Below are 20,376 nucleotides of genomic sequence, written 5' to 3'. Positions count from 1 at the left end.
TACGGTAGGGCATACCGGATCTAAAGCTTGGGGAGATTTGCCCTCTAGCCTGGTTGGAGCAATCCTGCTAGGTTATGGCGAGTCTGTGAACCAAGAATCCTCGTGCCTTTAGGCCGAGGAGTGTCAATGTTTACTGTTCAGATGCTCCGAGAAGCCACCACATCCACCCCTAACCCTAAAGCATTGGGTAATATCACGTCTCCCAAAGTCACAGGGGCCTGAACCCTGACTTGACGCAAGGTTTGACACAGTTCCACGACTCGATCCTTGGGGATGGGTTCCCGGGTTTTCACGGGTAAACGCGCCCAAATACCATTATCCACCTGTACCGTTGTCGTCACCATGCGACGGGGTTCTCTGTGTTCTTGTGCGGCATATTGTTCCCCCCGTTTACAGGAAAAGCCTCGGATTTCAACAATCGTGCCTTCTGCCTCTTCGACTTCCAAACGACAGCCCATGGGACAGCCAATGCACAGATAATGGCTGGTTTGCGGTTCTTCGTTGGTTAAATAGGTCATGATCTCAATTGATTAACTCAACGGGACTGTATTTGATTCACCAATAACCAGCCCCCACTGGCATTATATTGTCCGGTCAGGGTTAAACGAGAATGATCGGGACAATTTAACAGTTCTTCTTGTATTAAGGGATCAATGGTGATCACTTGCCAAGTTTCCTGACGCTGGAGGGGGGTAAAACGATAATCATTGTCTCCCTGCCGAAGGAAATCCCCTAGATAAGATTGCCCGACGCTGGGGGAAGGACAGGGAGAACAGGGACAGTTGCCATTGAGGGGATACTGTTCCGGGTGGTCTAAATAGTACCGTTGCCACTGTAACCAGTCGGGATGATGGGGGGGGAGGTTAAACAGGGGAATGAGGGCGGCTGGGGCGGTAGGATCGGTTAGGAGGGCTTCTTGGAGGGTGCGTAGGGGTAAGTCCCGAGGTTGACAGTTTAACTCGATACAGAGGGCGGCGGCCATGCCTGCGGCTTGTCCGAGGTTGAGGACGGTGGGCTGTAAACGGGTGGAGCCGTTGGCGATGTGGGAGACGGAGATATTTTTTTCACAGACTAAAAAGCCGTCGGTTTGGGCGGGAATCAGACAACCGTAGGGTAGGGTGAAGGGGGTCCCTGTCCAACGGCCACCCCAGCGTAGGGATTTGGGTTGTAGGGGGAAGTCATGGCCGGGGTAGTGATGATCGTTGGCGTAGTTACCAAAGGCGATCGCACTCACCTGTTCCCCTTCTATCGGTAAGGCGGCCACCGTGCCGGAGGGTTGGGGTAAAATATCTTGCTCGATTACCGTGATTTCCCCCTGTAGACGGCGACTTTCCCGGAAATAGGGGTGTAGAGCCAACCCCCCGTTAGAAGGGGCAGGAAAGGCGTTTTTTGCCCAACCCAGATGGGGATTTAACTCCTGTTGCACCCAACGGGCAAAGGCTCGACTATGGTGTTGGGCTTCCTGCTCATATTGTCGTCGGGCTGTTTCCGATTCAATTAAGCGCCCCAACTGCTCCCCGTAATCATTCCCCTGTTGTGGCCAGTTGAGCATATATAAATTTTCGGGCAAGCGACCATAGGTGAGGAATTTTTCCCCGCCATAGCCTTCCCATGCCCCCACAAAGGGACTAAAATCTACCCCCTCGGCCTCAATGGGGGGCGCAGGTTGCCCATAATCTTCTAATAACACAACCCAAGTAGGAGACTGGACGGGATAGCGTTGGGTCAGTTCATTAGCACTCATGGGCGCGCTCGGTTCGTTAAACTCCCCGCGCCATTCCCACCCCCAACGGTGGGGAATCTCTCCTAGGGCGAGTAAATCCCCTAATTCTGTGCCGTCTAGGGTAATTTGAGCGGTAATTTCATAGTCGGTAAAACGAACCCCGGTGATGCGTTGGCCTTGTCGATGGACTTCGAGGGGAGTTTGTCCTTGAATCCATTGCAGTCGGGGACATTGCGCCGCCCACTGGGCGAATATCTGGGCTCCGAGGGCGGGGGGGTAGGCGAATAAACTCACCCAACTGGTGTTTAGGTTGAGTTGGCTTTGCAGGGTGCGCACATAATGCCCCCAAATCCCGGTTTGAAAGGCGAGTAACTCGTTGCCATCGGGTACGGCTACCCCGGCACTGGTTAACATCCCCCCTAACCAAGGCCCCTCACTGACTAGGATGGTGGAGACTCCCCGACGGGCGGCTTGTAGGGCGGCGGCTGTTCCTCCGCTTCCTCCTCCCACAATGAGGAGATCAGTGGTTAGGTGAGTGGTCATGCTGATGTATTGAGAGTTATGGGGTGTGGGTTATTGTCTCTAATTAGAACAGTTTTGGCTAGTCAATTGTACAGCGATCGCTGCACTCAATATCCTGCAAATCAGGAATAGGTACAGTAGGGCATACTGGAACTTACGGGCTAGACTCGTTAAACGCTTCTGGAGAAATGACCTCTACTTTGGCTCTTTGCAATCCTGTCAGAGCAAGTTGCTTCGTGGAAAGAAGAATCCCCCGTTAGATTGTGGAACGCAATTAACAGCTGGAGGTCAATTTGGATGTAACGGGGGAGTGGGTTAATCAACTAGACTCGGTTCAGTCGCAATTTTCGGTTCAGTGAACAAAGCGAGGTATAACCCCCCGGCAGCTACCGCGCCTAGAATGGGAGCTAACCAAAATAACCAGACTTGTGCGATCGCCTGAGTCCCTCCCCCAAACAACGCCACAATCAAAGCCGGCCCCAAACTCCGGGCAGGATTCACGGAAACATTCGTCACCGGAATCCCAATGAGGTGGATTAACGTCAACGCCAAACCAATCGGCACCGGAGCAAAACCCGCAGGCGCACGACGATCTGTAGATCCCACAATCACGATTAAAAACATGAAAGTGAGAACAAACTCAGCCACAAACCCCGCAATCAAACCATAACCCCCCGGGGACAAATCCCCAAACCCATTGACCGCCAAACCATTGGGAGCTAAACTAAAACCCGGCTGGCCTGCGGCAATTATATACAACACCACCGCCCCCAAAATCCCGCCCGCGACTTGAGCGCCAATATAAGGCAACAACTCCGCCCCATTAAAGCGTTTAGCCGCCCACAACCCAAAAGACACCGCCGGATTGAGATGACAGCCGGAAATATGACCAATCGCGTAGGCCATCGTCATCACGGTTAAACCAAAAGCGAGAGACACCCCCACCAAACCAATCCCCAAGGGGAACAGGGTATTCCCTCCAATTTTGGCCGCCTCCGCCGTAAAGGCCGCCGCCAGCACGGCACTCCCGCAGCCTCCAAAGACCAACCAAAATGTACCAATGCACTCAGCTGCACATTTCTTAACCAGAGACATTGTGACTCCTTTTATGAAAACCAGTAAAAACTTGAAAACGTTTTTTTGTAAAGCGAGAAAATCCACCCTAATTTTAGGGACAAAGCGCATTTTCAAATCTTTAAAAAATTCTAAAGAATACTTGTAAAAATTGCTATTTTGTGCGTAGAGCATTTTGAGGTAAAGTGGTGAAGGTGTGGGCAAGGATGGAAAAAATTGGGTGAAGCGTCAGTTAAAGAAAGATGTTATTTAAAGAATTAGTTTTACAAAATTTTGGACCTTATGTGGGTCGTCAGGTGATTGATTTATCTCCCATCTATGATGAAGAATTAAAGCCAATTATTCTTTTAGGAGGAATGAATGGGGGAGGAAAAACCACCCTCATGGATGCCATTCGTCTGGCTTTTTATGGACAACGCGCTCAATGTTCTACCCGAGGCAATTTAAACTATAGTGATTTTTTAGAACAATGTGTTAGTCGGCAGGTTAAAGACTTAGAAGAAACCGTTATTGAACTGGCTTTTGAACATATTCACGACAATGATAAAGTAACCTTTCGCATTCGTCGCCGTTGGACTCGTTCCCCAAAAAATGGCAAAGATGAGCTAGAAATCATCACGGATAAATGGGTGGGGGATAAATCTTTGGGGGAAACCATGACGAAAACATGGGATGAACGAGTGGAGCAGATTTTACCCTTGGGAATTTCTAATTTATTCTTATTTGATGGGGAACAGGTTAAAGAACTAGCAGAACAGGAAAGTCCTCCCTCCCAAGTGGTAGAGGCGATTGAATCGTTACTGGGGTTAGAATTGGCGGAACGATTAGCGACGGATTTAGAGACATTGATTAATCGTAAACGCAAAAATAGTGCGAGCAAAAAAGAGTTAGAAACTATTGAGGCGTTAGAACAAAAAATTGATCAACTTCGTGAGGAACAAGAGGAACTAGAACAAGAGGTTAAGGGATTAGAACGGGAGAAAATTAAGGCGGAATATCTGGAACAACAAGCGTCGGATCGGTTTATGACGGAGGGGGGGAAAATTGCGGCGGAACAAATGGAATTGGCGGTTGAGGAAAAGCACATCAACCAACAAATTGAGGCAAAGCGACAGAATTTAGTCCAACTGGCGGGGGATTTTTTACCTCTGGTATTAATTAGTCCTTTATTAGAAGCGGCTCATAAACAGGGAAGAAAGGAGTTAAGGGTTAAGGATGCGTTAATTGCGCAGGATGTGTTATTAAAGCGGGATGAGAAGTTAGTGGCTTATTTAAAGGATATTGCTTTACCTTCGGCAAAGTTTAAAAAAATTCAAGCTTTTTTACAAGAAGAACAGGAACTCATTAAGCAGGATCTTGATCCAGAGTTTAAATCTTGGTTAGAAGTGGATGCTAAAACCTTGGCGGCTCTGGATGGGGTTTTAACTCATAAACTACCGGGTCAAAAGGAACAGGCAAGGCAACAATTAGGGGAGTTAGATGAGCAACTGGAAGAGTTAACTGCTTTAGAGCAGAAAAAGCAAAGGGCGGCTTCTCCAGAGGCTTATAAACTGTTGCAAATCGAGTTACAAGAGGCTCAAAAAAATTTATCTCAAATGGTCACGGAAATTGAGCATAAGAAAAAGCAAGTTGAGGGGTTAGGTCAAACGATTAAGACACTTAAAAAGGAGTTAGAAGATTATAGTCGATTAACGTTAGATCGAAAAGTGAATCAGGATTTTATTGATTCGGCGACTAAAGTTCAAAATACGTTGACGTTGTTTCGGGAACGGTTAACGCTGAAAAAACTCAATAAGTTAGAGATGGAGGTGACAGAATGTTTTCGTTATTTACTCCATAAATCGGATTTGGTCCATCGGGTGGCGATTGAGGTGGACTCGTTCCGTATTTCTTTGTATGATCCTCGGGGTCAAGCTGTGCCGAAACATCGCCTTTCTGCGGGGGAGAAACAGTTGCTGGCGATCGCATTTTTATGGAGTTTAGCGCGAGTCTCTGGTCAGAACTTACCCATTGCCATTGATACCCCCCTAGGTCGTCTGGACTCTTCCCACCGGAATAACTTGGTGGAACGCTATTTTCCGGCCGCGTCCAATCAAGTGATTTTATTGTCCACGGATACGGAAATTGGAGCGGCTGAAGTGGAACAACTGCGGGACCAAAATGCGATCGCTCGGGAATATCTCCTAGAATACAATCCCAAGGAACAACGCACCACCATCAAATCCGGTTATTTTTTCTAGGTTGCCGATTGGGAATCAGCGCGATAAGCTGAAAGGAAGTAGTTACAAAATCCTATCTAATGTTAAAACACAGATTTTGCACCGGAAGCGCGCTAGTGGCGGTCATACTGGGTCTTCAAATCTCTATTCTTACCCCGATGGCAGTGGCAGCGTCCGAGCAAACAACTGTCAATCATTATATTGCTCAAGGGAGTCCTACCTCTATTAGTGAGCGGGAACTTGCACAATTTGTTAATGCTTGGCAAAAGCTAGGGGAAATTGAACTCGCTTTTCGTCAGTCGGCCGTAGCCATTGTAGAACAACAAGGATTCACTCCAGAGCGTTTTAATGCTATTTTAGAAGCTTTTCGCAATCAAGCTGAACCGACTCCGGCGCTAACGAACCAAGAAAAAGAAAAGTTAGATACAATCGTAGCTCAAATTGAACCGTTGCGTCAGCGTACCCAAACTCAAATGGAAAACGCGCTACAAAGTGAAGGTTTAGCTCCGGATCGTTTCTCTGAAATTTATAACACGATTCAGCAAGATGAAGGCCTGCAAGAACGGGTTCAACAAATGATGGAAGCTCAAATGGGTCAATAGTTGGCTCTTGTTTTCCAATGCTTAAAAATGGTGCGTCAGGATTTGATTAATTTCTGTGTAATCCAGAGGATTCGCTCTGACGCACCCTAGGACCCTTGACTGTTTAAAAACTCCTGTAACCACATTTTGAGATGATAAGTAGCGCGACAATCATCTTCGTTGTAGCGCACAATGGCATCCAGATAATGGCGATCGCCTTTTTGTAACCATTGATCATACCAGCACACCGTTTGATCCCCACTCATATCGGGATCTCGCCATTCAAACCCCAACCACTTGGCCAAAGATTTAAGAGAATAACTTTCCACTGGGGCCACTACTGACGCTGTAACCCAGTGGTGAATATCTACAAAGCGCTGGAGAAACTGACGCCAGGGTTGGGAGGGGATACCATAGGAGCGACTCAAGCGTTTTACGGTGTCTACCTCATAGTCGGCAAAGTGGAAAATCGGGGCCTGGGGATAACGTTCAAACAAAGCTAAACATTGATGCCAGATAAACGGTTCATCCTCCGGTTGTTCCGCCAAAAAAGTATAAAATTTTTGGGTTTGAGTGGTGTGGTTAACATAGAGAACTCCCAGTAAATAATCCACATTGCGCTCCGGTTCCGCTTCTATATCAAAATACAGTTCAATCGTATTTTGGGGCAATTGTTGTTTAAAGTGGTAGGGTGCTTGAGGTAGCAAAATAGCTCGCTTTTCCCACAAGGCCAGAGCTTGGAGTTGCAACTGTTCCCCAACGGTGAAATCAATGTGTTCGGTGACTTCTGGCAGGGTAAAATGAGCCAGTTTTTCTAAGCTATTAACCCCCAACTGCTGCAATTCTTCGTAGCGACTGGGGGTGACACCGGGGACAAGGGAGAGATGTTGTTGAGTTTGTGCGATCGCATGACAGTAGGAATGCCAGTGACACAAACCGCAGCGTTGCCGAGAAATAAACACCTCCGGTTCCCGTTTTTCCTCTAACATCTGCCAACACCCGGCCAAGGTTTCCGCTAAACGGGGAAACCACACCGTTAAATCCACCCCGCAGTAATCCAAATCTCTTAAGATTAACTGCGTTTCTAAGGGTTTTTCCCCCTGCAAACGTTCCAATAAATAGGCATGAAAAGCCGAGATAATCTTATATTCCGGTTTTGCGCGCTTCCCTAAGCGAATATTCACAGGCGTATAGGACCAATCTCCCCAGCGAGACTGTCCCGGTTGTTTCACCAACAGCGTCGGACGACCAACGAAAAAAACCGACTCCCCCAGCGTCTCCTCATCCCAATCCCTCTCCCCTTCCGGATTCAACTCCGCCAACACCCCAGAAATCGGCTCATGGAGCAACAAAACCCCCCGCTCAATTAAATTCACACCCTCAGCCATCCATTCAGCCGTCTGCTTCGCTCCTAGCTGCCAATCCGAGCTTGGAAAATCAGGGGTGCAGTGTTCCCGACCTGCTAAAAACTCCATCACCTGCAAGCGGTTTTCTTTCCGCAGCTTCAGGACAAAATCCCGTTCAGGTTCACGTTGGGATATGTCACCATAGACATTTAAGTAAGAGCGACGTTCACAGCGCCGATAATCTAACAACAGTTCGTCATTTAACAACATTACAGTGAATCTGAGGGTTAATATTTTAATACTATAGCGATCCGAAATCAGTTGTGCTAGGACGATATGGGTTCAATTGCCAAAAAGGTTATAACTCAAATAGGATTGCTATAGCAATTTTATTCAAGTTGTGGGTAGGAACGGAAAGATTTTCATCCCGACTGGAGAACTTCGTTCCGACTCCCTTAAAATTGACTGATAAAATTGAGTGAGGTTGACTCGATTAATCCTTAATGATTCACTACAACTATGGAACAACAATGGCAAATTGCTCCCACCGTTGAAATCCCTCCCGAATTTCTAGAGATTGTTCAACAATATTGTCCTAACTCTAAGGGAAAATTCGCCGCTCAATTACTCTGGCAACGGGGAATACAAAACCCCCAAGATTTGCCTCCTTTTTTAGACCCAGATCGGTATTATACCCCCGCCAGTCCCTTTGAATTTGGTCAGGAGATGCAATGGGCAATTGAACGCTTACAACAAGCAAGAGGACGAGGGGAAAAAGTCACCATTTGGGGAGACTTTGATGCAGATGGTGTCACCTCAACCAGTGTCCTCTGGGAAGGATTAGGACAGTTTTTAGCTCAATACTTGCAGCTAAATTATTATATCCCTAATCGCTTAACAGAATCTCATGGTTTGAATCTCCCGGGCATCGAAAAATTAGCCCAAGGAGGCACACAATTAATCGTCACCTGTGACACCGGAAGCACGAACCTGACGGAAATTATACAAGCTCAAGCTTGGGGCATTGATATTATTGTTACAGATCATCATACTTTACCCCCAGAACGTCCTCCTGTGGCGGCCATTATTAATCCTCGTTACTTCCACGAAGAACACCCCCTTTATCATTTATCGGGGGTGGCTGTTGCCTATAAATTAATCGAAGCTTTATATGAGGCTTTTCCAGAGATTCCCCAAAAACCCTTAGAGGAACTTTTAGATTTAGTCGCCATTGGTTTAATTGCCGATTTAGTCGCCCTTAAAGGGGATTGTCGTTACTTAGCTAAACGGGGGATTAAACAGTTAAAAACCCAAGTTAAAACCCCGACACGCCCCGGTGTGGCGAAGTTACTGGAACTTTGTCAAGGAAATGGCGATCGCGTGACAGATATTTCCTTTGGTTTAGGCCCTCGTATTAACGCCGTTAGTCGCATTTATGGTAACGCAGAATATGTTGTTGAACTGTTAACCCATTCAGACCCAGAACACTGTCAAAAATTAGCTCAAGAAGCAGAACTTGCCAATACTCGACGCAAAGAACTACAAAATAGTGTAGTTGAAGCGGTTAAAAAACGCCTGGCTCAAATTGACCTATCAACTACCCCTATTATTATCCTAGATGATCCTCAATGGTCTGTGGGTGTGTTAGGATTAGTCGCCGGACAAATTGCCCAAGAATACCATCGCCCCACCATTCTTTTAAGTACAGAAGAACAGAAGCAAGAATCTGGTTTTGCCAAAGGTTCAGCCCGTTCTATTCAAGGAATTGATCTCTATGAATTACTCGCCAGTCAACAGCATTTAATGCACCGCTTTGGAGGTCATCCCTACGCGGCCGGATTAAGTATTCAGGTAGAAAATTTAGCTCTCTTTAAAGAATCTCTTGAACAAGAAATGCGGCACAAGTTTCCCGAAATCAATCTATTAAAACCTAAAATTCAAGCGGATTTAGTGGTAACAGTTGCCGATTTAGGGAAAAAATTATTTCGAGAATTGGCTGTATTAGAACCCTGTGGCATGGGGAATCCTGTGCCTAGATTGTTGATTAAAAATTGCTGGTTTCGTCGGTTATTTAACCAGAATATAGATAAAAATGTGAAGTATATTAAAACCACTTTCCAGATTTGTGACTCATCAGATATGAGAGGATTTTCTGGCATTTGGTGGGGACACTATAGTACAGAACTTTCAGAACAAAAACGCTATGATGCTTTAGTGGAATTGGACTTTAATCCTAGTGAAAAATTCACAGAAAAAGGCTATCAAGTGCGTTTGATTGATGTTCGAGAAGTGTCTGTTTACCCAGAGGCAATGGAGGGGGAATGGATTGTCGATTATCGAGGGGAAGCGTTTAACCTAAATCCCTCGGAAAATTGCACGGTATTAATCACTTGTCCATCAAGTTGGGATGAGCTTTTATTATCCCATCGTGACGCTCTGTCAGCGTCTTGCAAACTAGCTTTAGCTTATCCGTCTCCTCCTCCCCTCAACTCTCACCAAATTTGGCAGCAACTACAAGGCATGGCTAAGTATCTCTTCCGCACCAGGAAACAAGTTCAGTTATCACAAATCGGCGAAAAATTAGCCTTAAATTTACAAATTGTTGGATTAGGTTTAACGGCTTTAGAAGAGATTGGTTTTTCTGTGGTGCGTGAGGGGGACATGATAGCTATTGATGACTATTGGCCGCCCCTTACTCCTGAGAGAATAGCGTTAAATTTGTTCTTAGAAGCCATTGAGGAAGCCCACTTTAAACAGGATTATTTCTATCAAGTTCCCCTAACAACTATTCAACATCAATTAGCCAACTGGTAAACTTTCGGTGATTTGTAGCCGTTTAAACTTCATCACGGTCAATTCCCGTTTTCTTCCTGTTGTGGGAGTGGATTTTGATTAATGCCTTCTGACTAAAACAGGACAAGGGGCATGGCGGACAATTCGTTCAGCGACTGACCCTAATAAAAAGCGTTTTAAGCCACTAAAGCCATGAGAAGAAATGACAATTAAGGTGATGTTTTGAGCTTTGGCATAGTCAATAATTTCTGAACTGGGATCTCCTACAGCAACATGAAAAGTTACCCCCTCTTGTTCTGCATTGGGTAAACGACTATGAAGATGTTTTAAAACATTTTCTTTGCGAGTTTGATCATCAATTGTTCCCCAAGCCATGCCGGGTTCTGCGGGGTTGAGATGGGGGAGAACATGAATAATATGGAGCTGGGTGGGATCTTGTACAAAGTCTAAGGTTTCTGCTTGGGTTTGAAAGGACTCGTCTGAAAAGTCAATGGGAACGAGGACGCGATCGGTGGTAAATAAACTCATAAGTAATGATTTTTGTTTTACTTTTGCCTATTTGCTTAAATAATAATTTAATTGTATATCATAGATTTTGTAAAAAAAATGTTTATGATTAACACTTTCTGGTCAAAAAGGTGGTTATTTTGGGAGCGTTGTTATCAATACATGACGTATCAATTGCCGAATGAGACGTAAACTATGGATTTATTTTGTCTTGGTGCTGGTGGGAACTCAGGTTTCGGCCTTAGCTCAAGATGGTACCGCAACGCCGGGGCTTTTGGACAGCCTGAGTGAGGGTTTCACTTGGTTGGTCAATAATGTAGTTTTTGGGGTTTTGTTGTTTGATGCGGGGACAGGATTTCCGTTTATTGTGCTGTGGCTGATTACGGGGGCGGTGTTTTTCACGATCCGCATGAAGTTTATCAATATTCGGGCTTTTAAGCACGCGGTGGATGTGGTGCGAGGGAAGTATGATGATCCCGAAGATGAGGGGGAAGTGTCCCATTTTCAGGCGTTGGCAACGGCCTTGTCGGCGACGGTGGGATTGGGGAATATTGCGGGGGTTGCGATCGCCGTCAGTGTGGGAGGCCCCGGTGCAGTAGTCTGGATGACGGTGGGGGGACTCTTCGGTATGACCAGTAAATTTGTTGAATGTACCCTCGGGCAAAAGTACCGGGTGGTGAATCCCGATGGCACAATTTCCGGTGGTCCGATGCGTTATCTGTCCCGAGGTTTAGCGGAAATGGGTCAAGGGACTTTGGGGAGAGTATTGGCCATTGTTTTTTCTGTGTTTTGTATCTTTGGGGCTTTTGGGGGGGCAAATATGTTTCAGGCCAACCAGTCCTATGGGGCGGTTTCTCGCATTTTACCCTTTCTCCCCCCTTGGCTCTATGGTTTGATTCTCGCGGGTTTAGTGGGGTTGGTGATTATTGGGGGGGTGGAACGCATTGGTCAGGTGGCTGGGGCTGTGGTGCCGGCCATGTGTGGTTTATATGTGGTGGCGGCGTTGTTTATCCTGCTGGTGAATATTACAGCAATTCCCGGTGCGATCGCCACTATTGTTACAGAAGCCTTTAATCCCCAAGCAGTACAAGGGGGCATTGTGGGGGTCATTGCCCAAGGATTAAGACGTTCCGCCTTTTCCAACGAGGCCGGGATTGGCTCCGCGGCGATCGCCCACTCCGCCGCCAAAACCGAGGAACCGGTGCGGGAGGGCATTGTCGCCTTATTAGAACCCTTTATTGATACCGTTTTGGTTTGTAATATGACCGCCCTCGTCATTGTCATTACCGGGGCTTATAATGATCCGGCTTTTGAAGACTTGCGTCAACAGGGAGCCGGTGCCGAATTGACCTCAGCCGCCTTTGGTAGTGCGATTCCTTGGTTTCCGGCCATTTTAGCGATCGCCGTTTTCCTCTTTGCCTTCTCGACTATGATTTCTTGGGGCTACTATGGCGAGCGCTGTTGGGACTATCTCACCGGAGGACGAGTCATGATTGTTTATAAAGTTCTCTTCCTCTTTGCCACCTTCTTAGGGTCAATTGCCGCCCCCGGTCCAGTGATTGATTTTAGTGATGGGATGTTATTAGCCATGGCCTTCCCTAACCTCATTGGTGCTTATTTCCTCTCGGGCAAAGTGTGGCGGGATTTAAAAGATTATATGAACCGTTTAGACTCAGGAGAAATGAGAACCTACACCCCCGGTCAATCTTAAAAACTTAATCATAGTCAGGCCACTTTTTCATCTAAACCACTCCTGTATAAGAAAAGGGGGTGTTTTTTTTTAATGTCGCCACGTTTTTTGTTGTTACATGGAGATCCAAACCTGCGACATTCCACAGGACAAACAGGAATCCTTCTTTTGGGGATTTCAATTAAACCGTTGCTTTGCGGCATCAAACGCCTCCCGCATCACCCCTTGAATCTTTTGGGGATCCGGTTTTTTCCCCCCCATCAAATCGCCAAAATAAACACAAGCGCCCTCCCCTAACGCCCAAGTATAGGCAGCGGCCCAGGAGGCCGCAACCACACTGCCTAGACCGGGGATAAACTTAATTAACTCACGGCCAATGGCTTGGGCTAAAAATCCTCCGGCGATCGCACTGACCACACCCCCCGCTTGAGAAGGCGTGAGCGTTTGACCGTATAATTGCCCTAAAACCCCCACTAAAGACACCTGCAACGTCGTTAAAACAGGCATCGTCGCAAAGGGTAACGGGACAGCCGCCACCGTCGCCGCCATCACCGAAAACGCCAAGATATAGCGCCGCCCCACATCCCGGTAAAGAGTCCCCAACTGTTCCCCCGCCCCCTCATCCAACAACTGATAGATCGCCTTAGCTTCCGCTTCTGGCAACAGATCCGCCAAGGTATCCCGCAAGGCCTCCAAACCGTAGAACACCGGGGTAAAGCCATCTTCTTCTAGGGTAAAATCCAGTAAGACAGTGCGATCGCATAACCCCGCAAAATCCCCTTGAATCGCCGTCAAAACCCGCTCCACCTCCGGCAAATCCGGCGGATAGGGCGGATGCTCCACCAGCGCCCCCGGATACACCTCATGGAGACAAGTCACCGCCAACACACAAGGCACCATCGGATACTGTTTCCGTAACCTTTCCCCAATCTGTCGTAACGTATCCGTCGCAAAATCATTAATTTTCACCGTCAAAATTAGCACCCGCGCCCGTTTCGTCTCCTGCGCCAAATCCCCCAGCAACTCATCAATCAACCCCTCCGTATTCTGATTAATATCCCCTAAACCCACCGTATCGGTAAAAATCAATAACGGAAGCTCCTCCGACGGATAGGCATAACGTTGAGTATTTTGGGTATGGGGACGAAACCCCTGCCCGACAATTTCCGCCGAAACCCCCGTTAACCCCCGCACAATGGAACTTTTCCCCGCTTGAGGTTTACCAATTAACAGCGCCTCCGTCGTAGGTAACTCCTCCCGCACAGCCGCCAAAATTTCCGCCACCCGTTCCTCACTCACCGTAAACCAGCGTAACGTTCGTTGAGCCACCTGAGTTGTATTGCCTAAAAACTCCCCCACACGCATCCCAAAAGCCTCTAAACGCCCCTGACGAGGCTTGATTTTCCCCTCGCCATCTTCTTCCACCGTTTCAGGAACATTGCTCACAGGTTCTTCTGTCATAAAATTAATCTACGTGCTTTTTCTCTAATTGTGACGAAAAATGACGCATCGCTACAACTCCCTCCATCCCCTGTTATAACCAAACAACCCCTTAACCCACCCAGCAACTTTCTCCAACTCAGGGAGTCTTCTATCATGAGCGAATTTTCCAACTCCGATCAAGCCATCTTTGCAGAATGGCGGCAAAAAATCGCGATCGCCAACCGCCATAATATTTTCTGTCATTGTCGCGACTGCGGAGAAGAATGGGTTGATTCTCATCGAAATGTGTCCTGCCCAGCTTGTCAGAGCCAGAAGTTAGAATATATCGCCTGTTGGCAATTTCCTGATGGCTAACTCTTGAGTCATGATGTCAAATCCCCTTAAATCGCCCTGCTTCTAGAAACCGGGTTTCTTTAATCCAACTCGGGCAGGGGATTTGAGCAGAACGAGTGAGTGAGCTATCCCCCTTATTTTCCGCACTATCTTGGAGGCACAAGCGAAAGTTTATGAAAACCTACGGGACACGACGCAGCAGATGGTCAGACCCCTATCGGATTAAACGCAAAAAAACCTCTATTCTGTCGGGAAAGAATCTCTTAGGTCTGGGTTTAGGATTGGGTATCTTAGCCTTGGGATTTACTGTTCTACCTCGCCTAAACTCTACCATTTCTCGACCTTTTAAGTCGGCTAATATTCCGACTGCTGGAGATGGGTTAACTTCTGTTTTTAATCAGTGGAGTGATGCAGATTCTTGGTTTATTATTAGCATACCTAGCCGTTTCCAAGGTCAGGTCATTTACGGGAATAATTGGGCAAAATCTGACAAGGTAATTGCTCTAACGTTTGATGATGGCCCTTGGGGAACTCAGACTGAGGAAGTTCTGAATATCCTAGAACAAAATAACATTAAAGCGACCTTTTTCTGGATAGGACAAGCGTTGCAAATGTACCCAGAAACGGCGAGAAAAGTGGTCGCCGCAGGTCATGCTATTGGCAATCATACTGTCAATCATCGCTATCATCGCATGAGTCCCACTGAAGCCGCCCAAGAAGTAGACGACACCGCGAAAATGATTTATGACATTACGGGGATGAAAACGATGCTTTTTCGTCCTCCGGGGGGAGTGTTAAATAATGGTGTGGCGGATTATGCCAAAAAACAGGGCTATGGGATTGTCATGTGGTCACAAATTGCCCCCGATAGTAACCCTCAACCTCCGGCGGAAGTGATAGCAGAAACGGTTCTTAAGGATGCTACTCCGGGGGGAATTGTGTTGTTACATGATGGGGGAGGAGATCATCGGACAACGGTGGCGGCTTTGCCTAAAATTATTGAGGGTTTGCGTCAACAAGGTTATGAGTTTGTTACGGTTCCCCAATTGTTGGAATTACAAGGGCAAGATTGACTAGGGCTTGCTGTACGCGAAGCGTGCCGTTAGGCATATAACTCTACTCGTGGGGCTAGGGAATAGGTAATAGGGAATAGGGAATAATTCTTAATTCCCCGACTCCCGATTCCCGACTCCCGATTGGGCGCCCAAGCGCAACTACGAACCCTATTTAGAATCGCTATAGTAACCGATTAACTTATGCACTAATTTGGCGGCTGTGAACTCAGAAACGACTGATTCTGTAAGGGGAGCTAATTCCATGACATCACAGCCAATCACTTCATGGGTCAAAAATACTTGGCGTAAAAAGGCGGTGAGTTGATACCAGTCGAGGCCGCCGGGTTGAGGGGTGCCAACACCGGGCATACAAGCGGGATCCATGCCATCGAGGTCTATGGTGATAAAGACGCGAGGGGTTTGGATTTGTGCGATCGCCTTTTCAATCCAATCCCCCGGTGACTGAACAATCTCATGGGCCCAAATTACCGGAATGTCTTTCTCAGCAATTAAATCCGCTTCCTCTTGGCAAATACTGCGAATGGCTACGGGTAAGGTGGGTAAACCCATTTCTAAGACTCGCCGCATGACGCAAGCATGATTATAAATTGACCCGTGATAGCTGTGGCGCATATCCCCGTGAGCATCAATCTGAACGACTGTAAAGGGTTCACTTAAAACCTGTTGATAACCTGCTACTACACCCGCCGTAATGCCATGCTCTCCCCCCAAGGTGATCACAAACTTCCCATCGGCAAATAGATGAGAAATCTTGGCTTTCACCTCTTCCACCATTAAATCAGGGGTTAACTGATGATGGGGTTGTCGGGTATCGGCGATCGCATCATGGACAAAAACCCCCGTCTCAAAGACTACCTCTTTGCCCAACTCCACATCATAAAATTCCAGTTGATCCGTGGCCGCTAAAATCGCCTCTGGTCCGGTTTCACAGCCTTTGCGGTAGGTTGTCGTCAATTCATAGGGAACAGGCAACAATACCACCTTAGCCTGTTTGTAAGGGGCTTGACTTTCTTCGCCAATGAAGGGAATGGAATACTCAGAAATTTGCATAGTTGTCACAAACCTACCCTGTAACCGAGGTGAATCCTCTCATTTTCTCATTTCTGAGCCTCATTGAAGTTCACAAGCCACAACAGACCAAAACTAGGGAATTCGACGGAAAATAAACAGTAATTCCACCTCCCACGCCCCATTTTCTCCCCGCACTACCTCAATCTGCTCCAAGAATTCCCGGAAATAAAAACGACGTTCGGCCTCGGATAAATCAAGCCAAAACTGGGGCAAGGATACAGCTTGGGCAATATTTTGTAGGTTTTCCGGAGGCAGTTGGGCTAATTGGGCTTGGTGTTGGGCGATTTCGTTCCGTAACTGATACCGTCGCCAATTGGCCGTATCTCGATCTAAAATCCCCGTCGCTTCGAGTTGGGTCAGTTGGGCTAATATCTCCTCCTTGCGGGCAATGTCCCCTTGAATGGCGGCTTTTGGGCTGGGGGGGGCTGTGCTTTGGGCGGCGGCAATGGCGGCGGGAAGGTCTTGACAAATGCGCTGAATTGTGAATTTGAGAATTTCCTGATAGGGGAAGGCTTTACACTTGGGGTGCTGGGGACAGTGGAGGGGGCGTAAATAGAGATACTCTGAGGACTTGCCCCGACTTGTAACGCGGGTGATGGTGGTGGGGGATTGACAATGGGAACAGAAGACTAAACCCGCTAGGGAACGGGGGGCGCTGGCGCTGCGGGGGGCTAAAGGGCGGTTACGACGCAATAAACGGTCAATCTGGGCGGCTTCTTCGGAGGAAATTAGGGGGGTGTGGGTTTGGGGGATAATCTCGCCGTTGCGGTAGGCGGTATCGCCCCGATAGACGGGATGGGTTAACCAGCGTCTTCCGGTGGAAACGGCAATTTTTTTGCCGTATTTTTTCTCAAGATACCGCACGGCACCGCGCAGGGAACCAAAGAGCAGAAAGCGTTCAAAAAAGTCTTTGACCACGGGGGCGGTGCTACGGTCTAAAATATAGCGGTCTTTGCCCCGACGGTAGCCATAGGGGGCTTTTCCGGGTGGAGGCAGGGCTTGGAGACGGTTGCGGGCGTGACCTTGCCGTAGACGACGACTCCGTTGTTCTCGTTGCAGGTGGGCTAACAGTTGCAGTAAGGCGGCTTTGGGGGGAGGGGAGGAGGTGGTGTAAACGTCTTCGGTGACGATGATTTCCACGCCGTAGCTTTCTAAAAGGGCGATCGCACGACCCACACTTTCTAAGTCCTCTCCTAACTCCGCCAAGCGTCGCACCAGTAGATAATCGGGTGGATTAATCCCACTCTCCTCTAATAAACTCTCCAGTTGTGGCCGAGACTCCCCCATCCCCACATCCTGATAAACCTGATCCACTTCCAGCCCCCAAATCTCCTCCTCTGGGGGCGTTTCTAACAACAGGTTGCTATAGAGATAAGCCACAATTCTCATGGCAATGGTTCAGGCACTTTGACTCACTTCCACAACATTCCCATCGGGGTCTCGAACAAACAGCGCCGCCCGTCCCGAGGCGCTTTTTTGATAACTATACCCCTGGGCCTCTAAACCCTTCGCCAGTGCCTCTAAATCGTCCACTGAGAAGGCAATATGACTATTGCGCCCCCATTTAGCCTCCTCCTGTAATGAGGCTTGAAAATCTGGACTCACAATCAAATGAATTTGATACTGACCCACTTGATACCAAATTCCCGGAAACTTTAGCACCCGATCCACTGGCGCAAGACCGAGAATTCCCTGATAAAAGTCTTGCGCTCGCTCTAAATCGGATACTAATATCGCCGTGTGTAAACATTCTAAAATCTTCATCACCAAGTTCCTCAACAACCTTCCTCTGAACGGTCTAACTCCCTCCCCTCTCCTGATGATTTGGGGACAGCTTTCAATAGTAGCAAAAGCAGTGATTGAGATCACAGGTGATTCTGACAATAATCACAAGAGATTCAGCCCCATATCACAAGTTTTTTGTCAACCTTAAGAAATAATTTATATAAGGTACAAAATTTTTAAACCGTGTTATCTGATCAGGTTCTAATTTCCGGTTCTAATTTGAACCTGTAAGGTCTTTAGCCCTACTGTCCGGGGGTTGCAGGTTTGAAAATGCAAAACCTTATTATAACATCAAAGGGGAACTGTGATGAACAAAATAAGCAGTGACTTTCCCCTGCTCCTGCCAGGCGCTTTTTCCGACTTGTATGCTCAAGTTAGCGAATCTGGAAAACTTACTTTAGCTGACCGTTATGGTTTAATGGCAGCACTTTTAGGGAACTCGTTAGGTCAGGATGAACGATTATATATTGATCGTTTGCTGCGGGGTATTCGTTTAGGTCATATCCAAATTGTTGATGAAATCTCAGCCATTTCTTGCGCGAGTTCGTAATCCAAGGAGAGAGGGAAATCAGACTCACCATAACATCCTGAAGTTCAAAACCACTTTAGCATTAGATATTACAAGTCCGCTTCGGCGGACTTTATTTTGTCGTGAGAGATTATTCAGGATTGAACAGAGATTGAAGAATTTGCGGCAGTTCCGTAATTTGTCGCCAGAGTTCTTGGGGGTCAATGCCGAAGAAAAATTGTAACAATAGCACGACTCCGGCAATCACGAGGGCAGTTTTCACACTAGCTTTTAACACTTTGACTAACCAAGTGAAAACTAGCCAAGTAATGAGTAAAGCAGCAATGAGGACAATTAAATCAGTGGGCATGGGACGGTATGGGAAGGGGCAATTGATAACTGATAATTGTGTTTTTCATGGTGTTTCGGCGCTCCGAGAGGGTTTACCCCACAGAGACTAGGGGATTTTCTAGGGTTTTCATCATTTCTAAGGCTTCTTGCCTTGCCCAACGATCGGCTTCTAGAATGTCTTCTAGGGTGGGGTGGGTGGTGTTGTGGGCAGAAAAGCGATCGCACACTTGTTCAATTAAACGGGGAATCTCTAAAAAGCGGATTTTTTCCTCTAAAAATAACGCCACAACTTGTTCATTGGCTGCATTGAGAACCGCAGGCATTGCCCCCCCAATCCGTCCCGCCTCGTAGGCTAAACGCATACAGGGGTACTTATGATGATCCGGTTCTCGGAAGGTTAAGCTGCCGATTTTGACTAAATCTAAAGGTTCCCAGTTGGTGTGAATGCGTTCAGGATAGGAGAGGGCATATAACAGGGGTAAACGCATATCCGCCCAGCCCAATTGGGCTAAAACCGAGGTATCTTGAACTTCAATCAGAGAGTGAATAATACTTTGAGGGTGGATAACAATTTGAATGTCGTCGTAATCGACCCCAAAGAGATAATGAGCTTCAATAACTTCTAAACCCTTATTCATCAAGGTGGCCGAGTCAATGGTAATTTTACGCCCCATTGACCAGTTAGGATGTTTCAGGGCATCGGCCACCGTCACCTGGGCTAACTGTTCCACAGGAAGATCCCGGAATGCGCCCCCAGAGGCGGTTAAAATGATTTTGCGTAGGCCCCCCTCGGGAACCCCTTGTAAACATTGGAAAATGGCGGAATGTTCAGAATCGGCCGGGAGGAGTTTGATTTGATGTTTTTCCACGAGGGGTAAGACCACCGGACCCCCTGCGATAAGGGTTTCTTTGTTAGCCAGGGCGATATCTTTTCCCGCTTCAATGGCCGCTAGGGTGGGTAAGAGTCCCGCACAGCCGACAATCCCCGTGACAACGCTTTCCGCGTCTCCATAGCGGGCGACTTCGACCACGCCTCCCTGTCCCGATAAAACAATGGGGGTATAATCTAGAGTGGCGATCGCCTCTTGTAACTCCTCTAACTTAGACTCATCTTGAATTGCCACAATTTCCGGGCGATACTGGCGCACTTGTTCGGCCAATAATTCCCCATTGCGACCGGCCGCTAATCCCACCACCCGGAATTGTTCAGGATATTGCTGGACAATATCAAGGGTTTGGGTGCCGATAGACCCCGTTGAACCAAGAATTGTTATAGCTTTCACTGATTTTTATAACCTTTACTCAAAAGAATTTAATAATCACTTTAGATTATTAAGGGGGATTATGTCAGGTT

General features: G+C 47.4%; 18 protein-coding genes and 1 pseudogene. 8 read left to right on the top strand and 11 right to left on the bottom strand.

All coding sequences use genetic code 11. The features are described from left to right. Positions 1 to 112 (top strand): annotated as a pseudogene (locus K4A83_RS23210) (RNA-guided endonuclease InsQ/TnpB family protein); the annotation flags it as partial. Between the two features lie 25 nt (positions 113 to 137). Here the strand turns inward: K4A83_RS23210 and K4A83_RS12625 are convergent. The 3 genes from K4A83_RS12625 to aqpZ all read right to left on the bottom strand — a co-directional run bounded on the left by K4A83_RS12625 (position 138) and on the right by aqpZ (position 3,340). Then, positions 138 to 518: a DUF1667 domain-containing protein gene (locus tag K4A83_RS12625; RefSeq protein ID WP_265264929.1), complete on the bottom strand. Its 381-nt coding sequence runs from the start codon at positions 516 to 518 to the stop codon at positions 138 to 140. Positions 519 to 535: 17 nt separating this feature from the next. After that, positions 536 to 2,266 carry an FAD-dependent oxidoreductase gene (locus K4A83_RS12620; RefSeq protein ID WP_265264928.1) on the bottom strand — a complete coding sequence of 577 codons (1,731 nt, stop codon included), beginning with the start codon at positions 2,264 to 2,266 and terminating at the stop codon, positions 536 to 538. Between the two features lie 294 nt (positions 2,267 to 2,560). Continuing rightward, positions 2,561 to 3,340 (bottom strand): aquaporin Z, encoded by a 780-nt coding sequence (gene aqpZ / locus K4A83_RS12615; RefSeq protein ID WP_321161025.1) that lies wholly within the window; start codon positions 3,338 to 3,340, stop codon positions 2,561 to 2,563. A 221-nt stretch (positions 3,341 to 3,561) separates the two neighbouring features. On the opposite strand from aqpZ, the gene dndD reads away from it, so the two are divergent. Both dndD and K4A83_RS12605 read left to right on the top strand, forming a co-directional pair. After that, entirely contained in the window at positions 3,562 to 5,559 is a 1,998-nt protein-coding gene (gene dndD, locus K4A83_RS12610; protein WP_265264927.1) for a DNA sulfur modification protein DndD, read from the top strand. A 137-nt stretch (positions 5,560 to 5,696) separates the two neighbouring features. Then, entirely contained in the window at positions 5,697 to 6,140 is a 444-nt protein-coding gene (locus K4A83_RS12605) for a DUF4168 domain-containing protein (protein WP_265264926.1), read from the top strand. 86 nt (positions 6,141 to 6,226) lie between these two features. On the opposite strand, the gene K4A83_RS12600 is transcribed toward K4A83_RS12605, so the two are convergent. After that, positions 6,227 to 7,735, bottom strand: coding sequence for a TM0106 family RecB-like putative nuclease (locus tag K4A83_RS12600; RefSeq protein ID WP_265264925.1), 1,509 nt, complete (start codon positions 7,733 to 7,735; stop codon positions 6,227 to 6,229). Between the two features lie 249 nt (positions 7,736 to 7,984). Here K4A83_RS12600 and recJ point away from each other — a divergent pair, with 249 nt between their 5' ends. Further along, complete coding sequence (recJ, locus tag K4A83_RS12595) at positions 7,985 to 10,279, top strand: single-stranded-DNA-specific exonuclease RecJ (protein ID WP_265264923.1); 2,295 nt, start codon at positions 7,985 to 7,987, stop codon at positions 10,277 to 10,279. A 78-nt stretch (positions 10,280 to 10,357) separates the two neighbouring features. Here the strand turns inward: recJ and K4A83_RS12590 are convergent, their stop codons facing one another. Beyond that, positions 10,358 to 10,786, bottom strand: a complete 429-nt coding sequence (locus K4A83_RS12590; protein WP_265264922.1) for a universal stress protein — start codon at positions 10,784 to 10,786, stop codon at positions 10,358 to 10,360. A gap of 160 nt (positions 10,787 to 10,946) precedes the next feature. Here K4A83_RS12590 and K4A83_RS12585 point away from each other — a divergent pair, with 160 nt between their 5' ends. Then, on the top strand, positions 10,947 to 12,476 hold the full coding sequence (locus tag K4A83_RS12585; RefSeq protein WP_265264921.1) for an alanine/glycine:cation symporter family protein: 1,530 nt from the start codon (positions 10,947 to 10,949) through the stop codon (positions 12,474 to 12,476). Positions 12,477 to 12,632: 156 nt separating this feature from the next. On the opposite strand, the gene K4A83_RS12580 is transcribed toward K4A83_RS12585, so the two are convergent. After that, positions 12,633 to 13,820: a GTPase family protein gene (locus K4A83_RS12580; protein WP_407810019.1), complete on the bottom strand. Its 1,188-nt coding sequence runs from the start codon at positions 13,818 to 13,820 to the stop codon at positions 12,633 to 12,635. 231 nt (positions 13,821 to 14,051) lie between these two features. Between K4A83_RS12580 and K4A83_RS12575 the strand changes: the two genes are divergently transcribed. Both K4A83_RS12575 and K4A83_RS12570 read left to right on the top strand, forming a co-directional pair. Then, positions 14,052 to 14,252 carry a hydrogenase maturation nickel metallochaperone HypA gene (locus K4A83_RS12575; protein WP_265264918.1) on the top strand — a complete coding sequence of 67 codons (201 nt, stop codon included), beginning with the start codon at positions 14,052 to 14,054 and terminating at the stop codon, positions 14,250 to 14,252. A 152-nt stretch (positions 14,253 to 14,404) separates the two neighbouring features. Beyond that, positions 14,405 to 15,304, top strand: a complete 900-nt coding sequence (locus K4A83_RS12570) for a polysaccharide deacetylase family protein (protein WP_265264917.1) — start codon at positions 14,405 to 14,407, stop codon at positions 15,302 to 15,304. 150 nt (positions 15,305 to 15,454) lie between these two features. Here K4A83_RS12570 and speB read toward each other — a convergent pair whose 3' ends face one another. The 3 genes from speB to K4A83_RS12555 all read right to left on the bottom strand — a co-directional run bounded on the left by speB (position 15,455) and on the right by K4A83_RS12555 (position 18,142). Beyond that, positions 15,455 to 16,357 (bottom strand): agmatinase, encoded by a 903-nt coding sequence (gene speB / locus K4A83_RS12565; protein ID WP_265264930.1) that lies wholly within the window; start codon positions 16,355 to 16,357, stop codon positions 15,455 to 15,457. Between the two features lie 93 nt (positions 16,358 to 16,450). Further along, positions 16,451 to 17,767, bottom strand: coding sequence for a recombinase family protein (locus K4A83_RS12560; RefSeq protein ID WP_265264916.1), 1,317 nt, complete (start codon positions 17,765 to 17,767; stop codon positions 16,451 to 16,453). A 9-nt stretch (positions 17,768 to 17,776) separates the two neighbouring features. Then, positions 17,777 to 18,142, bottom strand: a complete 366-nt coding sequence (locus K4A83_RS12555) for a VOC family protein (RefSeq protein WP_265264915.1) — start codon at positions 18,140 to 18,142, stop codon at positions 17,777 to 17,779. A gap of 328 nt (positions 18,143 to 18,470) precedes the next feature. On the opposite strand from K4A83_RS12555, the gene K4A83_RS12550 reads away from it, so the two are divergent. After that, positions 18,471 to 18,713 (top strand): hypothetical protein, encoded by a 243-nt coding sequence (locus K4A83_RS12550; protein WP_265264914.1) that lies wholly within the window; start codon positions 18,471 to 18,473, stop codon positions 18,711 to 18,713. A gap of 109 nt (positions 18,714 to 18,822) precedes the next feature. Here K4A83_RS12550 and K4A83_RS12545 read toward each other — a convergent pair whose 3' ends face one another. Together K4A83_RS12545 and dxr are read right to left on the bottom strand one after the other, a co-directional pair. Beyond that, entirely contained in the window at positions 18,823 to 19,041 is a 219-nt protein-coding gene (locus K4A83_RS12545) for a hypothetical protein (RefSeq protein WP_265264913.1), read from the bottom strand. A 73-nt stretch (positions 19,042 to 19,114) separates the two neighbouring features. Continuing rightward, entirely contained in the window at positions 19,115 to 20,305 is a 1,191-nt protein-coding gene (dxr, locus tag K4A83_RS12540) for a 1-deoxy-D-xylulose-5-phosphate reductoisomerase (RefSeq protein WP_265264912.1), read from the bottom strand. Between the last annotated feature and the right edge of the window lie 71 nt (positions 20,306 to 20,376).

Source organism: Spirulina subsalsa FACHB-351 (assembly GCF_026130165.1).
Classification (GTDB): domain Bacteria; phylum Cyanobacteriota; class Cyanobacteriia; order Cyanobacteriales; family Spirulinaceae; genus Spirulina_A; species Spirulina_A subsalsa_A.
The sequence above is the reverse complement of the archived record's forward strand: the minus strand, read 5'-3'. Positions and strand labels throughout refer to the sequence as shown.